This window comes from Mucilaginibacter sp. (assembly GCF_039935595.1).
Classification (GTDB): Bacteria; Bacteroidota; Bacteroidia; order Sphingobacteriales; family Sphingobacteriaceae; genus Mucilaginibacter.
Window position 1 is genome coordinate 52,823 of the sequence record NZ_JBDTJZ010000216.1, and the last position, 6,359, is coordinate 59,181.

At 42.3% G+C, this 6,359-nt stretch carries 6 protein-coding genes; 1 reads left to right on the forward strand and 5 read right to left on the reverse strand.

Going from position 1 to position 6,359, the window contains the following annotated elements; all coding sequences use genetic code 11:
- Positions 1-24: 24 nt before the first annotated feature.
- Positions 25-2,220 carry a DNA helicase RecQ gene (recQ, locus tag ABI367_RS15655; RefSeq protein WP_462227776.1) on the reverse strand — a complete coding sequence of 732 codons (2,196 nt, stop codon included), beginning with the start codon at positions 2,218-2,220 and terminating at the stop codon, positions 25-27.
- A gap of 244 nt (positions 2,221-2,464) precedes the next feature.
- Here recQ and ABI367_RS15660 point away from each other — a divergent pair, with 244 nt between their 5' ends.
- Complete coding sequence (locus ABI367_RS15660; protein ID WP_462227780.1) at positions 2,465-3,550, forward strand: mannose-1-phosphate guanylyltransferase; 1,086 nt, start codon at positions 2,465-2,467, stop codon at positions 3,548-3,550.
- Positions 3,551-3,598: 48 nt separating this feature from the next.
- On the opposite strand, the gene ABI367_RS15665 is transcribed toward ABI367_RS15660, so the two are convergent.
- The 4 genes from ABI367_RS15665 to ABI367_RS15680 form a co-directional block, all read right to left on the reverse strand.
- Positions 3,599-3,964, reverse strand: coding sequence for a DUF5655 domain-containing protein (locus ABI367_RS15665; protein WP_462227777.1), 366 nt, complete (start codon positions 3,962-3,964; stop codon positions 3,599-3,601).
- A gap of 119 nt (positions 3,965-4,083) precedes the next feature.
- On the reverse strand, positions 4,084-4,956 hold the full coding sequence (locus ABI367_RS15670; RefSeq protein WP_462227778.1) for a TIGR02757 family protein: 873 nt from the start codon (positions 4,954-4,956) through the stop codon (positions 4,084-4,086).
- A 17-nt stretch (positions 4,957-4,973) separates the two neighbouring features.
- Entirely contained in the window at positions 4,974-6,125 is a 1,152-nt protein-coding gene (locus ABI367_RS15675; protein WP_462227779.1) for a cystathionine gamma-synthase, read from the reverse strand.
- Positions 6,126-6,212: 87 nt separating this feature from the next.
- Positions 6,213-6,359, reverse strand: a 147-nt coding sequence (locus ABI367_RS15680) for a hypothetical protein (protein WP_462227781.1), incomplete at its 5' end; no start/stop codon positions are given.

The following is a 6,359-nucleotide window of genomic DNA, read 5'->3' on the forward strand; positions in this document are numbered from 1 at the left end:
ATAACTAAGGTCTTCTTTTTTAATCTAATTTCCTAATTCAGACATAAACTTTATCCGCATCAGTTGTATTTCTTCGCGGGTATAATCATCGCTGCCTAATTCAACCAATGCATCGTCTATAGAGTCTATCTCGGCGGTGCGGAAATAATCAAATACTTCATCTTGTTTATCCTCGTCAATAACCTCATCAATATAATAGTTAAGGTTAAGCTTGGTGCCCGAGTTTACTATAGTTTCTACCTCTTTTAAAACTTCTTCGTAGGTTAAGCCTTTTGAAGCGGCAATGTCGTCCAGGTTTAAATGGCGGTCAATATTCTGGATAATGAATACTTTAAGCGCCGATTTATTGGCCGCGCTCTTGATCACCATATCAACGGGGCGGTCAATATCATTGTCCTCCACATATTTTTTGATAAGATCAATAAACTGAGCACCAAATTTTTGCGCCTTGCCAGCTCCCACACCCGAAATTTGCTTTAGCTCATCCTGTGTTATTGGGTAATGCGTACACATTTCTTCGAGTGATGGATCCTGAAACAATACAAACGGCGGCAAACCTTTTTGCTTGGCCATTTTTTTGCGCAGGTCCTTCAGCATTTGCAGCAGTTCGGTATCTAACGCGCCGCCACCTTGTTTAGGGCCATCCTCGCTATCGTCATCATCAGCAGCCTCAATAACCCGGTTCATAATAAACCGGATGCTATGCGGGTTATCTAAAAAGGCGTTACCGCTTTTGGTTAAGCGCAATAAACCGTACTGGTCAATATCTTTTGAAAGATAATTGTTTAACAATGCCTGCCTTAACAACGAGTTCCATAAAATAGCCCCTTGCTCCTTGCCCGATCCAAACATATCCAGCAAATGATGTTCGTAATTATGTATCAGCTGGTTATCCTCGCCCATTAATATGCTGATGATATGGTGATCGTCAAACTTCTCACCTATCTGTTTTATCAAACTAAGGGCTTTATGCAGGTATTCCTCGCCGTCAAAATATTGCTTTGGCGAACTGCAGTTATCGCACATGCTGTTACAACCGGCCTCGTTAAAGTTCTCTCCAAAGTAATGCAATAGCTGCTTACGGCGACAAACCGACGACTCGGCGTAGTCAATTACTTCTTTTAATATCTGCGTACCAATTTCCCTTTCGGCAACCGGCTTATCCTTCATAAACTTTTGCAGCTTATCAATATCCTTTTGCGAATAAAAAGCTACACATACCCCCTCACCGCCATCGCGCCCGGCGCGTCCGGTTTCCTGGTAATAGCCTTCCATACTTTTAGGCACATCGTGGTGTATCACATAGCGCACATCAGGTTTATCAATACCCATACCAAAGGCTATGGTGGCTACAATAACATCCACATCTTCCATCAGGAATTTGTCCTGCGTATCAGCCCTTAGCTTAGGCTCCAAACCGGCATGATAAGGTAAAGCCTTGATGCCATTAAGCGATAAAGCCTCGGCAACCTCTTCTACCTTTTTACGGCTAAGGCAATATATAATGCCCGATTTACCCGTGTTTTGTTTAACAAACTTTACAATCTCTTTGATAACATTACGCTTGGCGCGTACCTCGTAATAAAGGTTTGAACGGTTAAATGACGACTTGTAGATGGTGGCATTATTCATCTGCAGGTTTTTCTGTATATCCTGCTGCACCTTTGGCGTGGCTGTAGCCGTTAAGGCTATAATAGGTATATTATCGCCTATGTTACTGATAACCTGGCGTATTTTACGGTACTCGGGCCTAAAATCATGGCCCCACTCTGATATACAGTGTGCCTCGTCAACCGCTACAAATGATACCTGGTTAAGGCGCAAAAAATCAATGTTTTCCTGCTTGGTCAATGATTCGGGTGCAACGTATAATAATTTGGTTTTGCCGCCCAGCACATCCTCTTTAACCCTGGCAATATCTGACTTTGTTAATGATGAATTTAAAAAATGCGCAATGCTGTCTGATCCGCCAAATGCCCTTAACTGGTCAACCTGGTTTTTCATTAAAGCAATTAAAGGCGATATTACAATAGCTGTACCTTCGCTCATTAAAGCCGGCAGCTGGTAGCACATAGATTTGCCCCCACCGGTAGGCATGATCACGAAAGTGTCATTGCCTGATAATATGTTTGTTATGATCGCTTCTTGCTCGCCTTTGAAATTATCAAATCCAAAAAAGTTCTGAAGATTATCAAAAAGCGATTTTTGGGCTTCTACCATTATGTATTTTTATGCTTATTTTATTAATATAAAAGTTAAAGTAACAAAAATTTATGAATTAACGCAGTATTTACATTAAAATTTTACGTAAAAACTATTAATGCCCAAAAAACAATTTGTTTATTTATGCATTTAAACAAAACGCTTGCGCAAGGGCTTAATTATTTCACACCCTTAGTGTTTATTTATCATATTAAATATACAAATTTGCTGCAAGTATTTTATACATTTTTTCCATCAAATGATGAACAAAAATCATTACGCTATTATAATGGCTGGCGGCATCGGAAGCCGCTTTTGGCCCATAAGCCGAACATCTCATCCAAAACAATTTATTGATATACTGGGAACAGGAAAAACACTGATACAAAACACTTACGAGCGTTTTTTAAAGGTTTGCCCTAAAGAAAATATATATGTAGTTACCAACGAAAACTACACCAGCCTGGTAAAAACACAATTACCAGACATGGCCGACGGACAAATATTAACCGAACCGGTAATGCGCAACACGGCGCCTTGTGTGGCTTATGGCTGTTTTAAAATAGAAAGCATGAACCCCGACGCGGCTATTGTTGTGGCACCGTCTGACCATTTGATACTGGATGAGGCCGCATTTGTAGCCACCATTGAAAAATCATTGAAAACAGCTACCGAAAACAAATGCCTGATAACCCTGGGTATTAAACCATCAAGGCCCGATACTGGCTATGGCTATATACAGTTTACGGATAAAACCATAAACAACGATTTTCATAAAGTAAAAACCTTTACCGAAAAACCTACGCTGGAGATTGCCAAAACTTTTATTCAAAGCGGCGATTTTTTATGGAACGCGGGGATATTTGTATGGTCAGCAAAGGCTATTGTTGATGCCTTTAGCGCCTACCTGCCTGATATGTATGAAATTTTTGCAGATGCCCGTGCACATTATAACACCGATACCGAACGTGTGCATGTTAACCAGGCCTACCAGCAGTGTACCAATATATCTATTGATTATGGTATTATGGAAAAGGCTGATAATGTGTACGTGTTGCCATCAGAGTTTGGGTGGTCTGACCTGGGTACCTGGGCATCTATTTACGACCTTGCTGATAAAGATTATGTTGGTAATGCCGTGATACCATCAGAAAAGGTAATTATGTACGACTCGTCAAACTGTATGGTTAATGTACCTCATGATAAACTGGTGATATTACAGGGCCTGCATGATTTTATTGTGGTAGAATCAAATAACACCTTGCTGATATGCCCACGCGACCAGGAGCAAAACGTTAAAAAGGTGGTTGCCGACGTGAAACAAAAGTTTGGAACTAAGTATATTTAACCCCCCGGCCCCCTGAAGGGGGAGTAACTAACATACGCGTCATTGCCTTTAGACATTCTCATCATCATACGCCAACCGCATAAATCCCAGCACCTCATTATTAATATCATCAACATGGTAAATCCGTAAATGGTGGTTGCATTGCTGGTCGCCGGGTACCTGGGCTATTTTTTGGAAACAAAGGTTATCTTCATACCGTTGCTTAAACGGGAAAACCACGTGAATAAAGTTTTTGCCTAATTGCGTAATATAAGCTACCCGCTTATGCGAGTTAGCTATACCAATCATGGTTTTAGCCGGATGCAGGGTTACCGGGGCCAATTTTTGGTATTCATCCACAAAATGATGAAACAGCATCAGTGTATGTTCTGATTTGCCGGTTAGAAAACGGGATAGGGTATATTCTTCGCTCATAAAATAAACAGCTGATTGTCATTTCGAACGAGGTACGAGGAGAAATCTTATACGCTCTGCTATAAAGCGCTTATATAAGATTCTCACTTCGTTTCGAAATGACAATAGAGTATCAAATTCTAAATATCCGAAATTAACGCGTCAATTCCCCAGCGTTCTTCAATACCTAAACCAAATAGGGCAAAATCATATTTAACCGGGTCGGCAGGGTCAAGTTCCCGAAGTTTTTCGGTTAGTTCAACAGCGGTTTGCCAGTCGGTTTGTTTGCGGGTGATGAGTTTAAGTTGGCGGGCCACACGGTCAACATGTAAGTCGCAGGGGCATATCAGGTCGGCGGGTTTTATTTGGTTCCAAATACCGAAATCAACACCGCAATCATCCTTGCGTACCATCCAGCGTAAAAACATATTCAAGCGCTTACAGGTTGATTTTTGCGAGGGCGAGGATACATGCTTTTGGGTACGATGAGGAAAGTCTGGCAGAGAAAAAAAGTAACCTCTAAAATGATTAAGATAAGTTTCTATCGAAGATATATTTTCTACCTGTAGCTTCATAGATTTCTCGCTATCGCTCGAAATGACAAGAGGGGATTTAGAGGGAATAAAAGCATCTTCTAATGAATCATGATTTGTGTAATGATGCCTAAAAAACGCTATAAAGTACAGTGTATCAATATCATTGAAAGTGCGGTGTTTAAAGTGCAATAGCTTTTTCAGGTCGATATCCTGGTGGTTCATGATGAAATCATACGGCGCGCCATCCATCAGGGCGATTAGCTCCCGGCATTTGTTGATGATAGTAACCCGCTGCCCCCAGGCCAGCGTTGCCGCCCAAAAACCCATAATCTCGATATCCTGCTTTTTGGTGAACAGATGCGGGATGCAAACCGGGTCGTTTTTTATAAACTCGGGGCGGTTGTATTGGGTTACTTTGGTGTCGAGGAAACCCTTTAGCCCCCCAGCCCCCTGAAGGGGGAGTTTTTGATTTGCCATAATGCTATATTCCCCCTTTAGGGGGTCGGGGGGCTTAGTGCCTGCTTCAAATCATCCAGCAAATCATCAATATCCTCCACTCCTACACTTAGACGTAGTAGGTTATCCACCACACCCACTTTTTCACGTTCCGTTTTAGGTATTGAGGCATGCGTCATGGTAACCGGGTGATTTATTAATGATTCTACCCCGCCTAATGATTCGGCCAGGGTAAATACTTTAAAGGATGAGGCTACTTTAAATGTTTCCTGCAAATCAGCTCCTTTTAGGGTGATGGAGATCATCCCGCCAAAATCGCGCATTTGTTTTTTGGCTATCTCGTGGTTAGGATGGTCGGTAAAGCCCGGCCAATATATTTTATCAACCCGCGGATGGGTTTTTAAAAATTCGGCTATTTTACGGCCATTTTCGCAATGGGCCTTCATGCGCAGGTGCAGGGTTTTTATGCCGCGTAGCACCAAAAAGCTGTCCATTGGGCCAGGTGTTGCGCCACAGGAGTTATAAATAAACCATAAGCGTTTATACAAGGCTTCATCATTCAACATTAAAGCACCCATTACCACATCCGAGTGTCCGCCGATATATTTGGTTACAGAGTGCATTACCACATCGGCACCCAGGTCCATAGGATTTTGCAGGTATGGCGAGGCAAAGGTATTATCCACCACCAGCAGCAGATTTTTTTCTTTGCTGATCCTGGCAACGCCTGCAATATCCACAATTTGCATGGTAGGATTGGTTGGCGTCTCAATCCAAATCAACTTGGTTTTATCATTGATATAACCGCGGATATTTTCGGGGTTTGACAGATCAATAAAATGAAACTTGATGCCGTAATTGGCAAATATTTTGGTAAACATGCGGTACGAACCGCCGTACAGATCGTTACCGGTAATTACCTCATCACCGGGTAATAATAACTTCATCACGGCGTCGGTTGCACCCATGCCGCTTGAAAAAGCAAGACCGTATTTAGCATTCTCCAAAGCAGCCAAACAATTCTCCAGCGCAACACGTGTTGGGTTTGTACCACGCGAGTACTCATAACCCTTATGGTCGCCCGGCGAAGCCTGTGCATAGGTTGATGTTTGATATATAGGCGTCATCACCGCCCCTGTTGTTGGATCGGGCTCCTGCCCTGCGTGTATAGCTTTTGTTGCGAATTTCATGCCCCCTCCGCCCCCTAAAGGGGGTACTAAATGGTGAATAATTATTTTAAATGCCTCCATTACTCCCCCTTTAGGGGGCCGGGGGGCTTAATATGCTCTTGCAAACAAGACTCTTTGTGTACTTGGCTTGCCGGTCAAAATACACTTACCCTCTTCTTGTTTATTATTTAAAGGAATACAACGTATAGTAGCCTTAGTTTCGTCTTTTATTTGTTGTTCGGTTTCGGGTGTGCC

Coding starts and splice junctions, on each gene's coding strand:
- ABI367_RS15670 (WP_462227778.1), bottom strand. CDS start 4,956: ATGGCAAATCAAAAACTCCCCCTTCAGGGGGCTGGGGGGCTAAAGGGT.
- ABI367_RS15665 (WP_462227777.1), bottom strand. CDS start 3,964: ATGAGCGAAGAATATACCCTATCCCGTTTTCTAACCGGCAAATCAGAA.
- ABI367_RS15675 (WP_462227779.1), bottom strand. CDS start 6,125: ATGAAATTCGCAACAAAAGCTATACACGCAGGGCAGGAGCCCGATCCA.
- ABI367_RS15660 (WP_462227780.1), top strand. CDS start 2,465: ATGAACAAAAATCATTACGCTATTATAATGGCTGGCGGCATCGGAAGC.
- recQ (WP_462227776.1), bottom strand. CDS start 2,220: ATGGTAGAAGCCCAAAAATCGCTTTTTGATAATCTTCAGAACTTTTTT.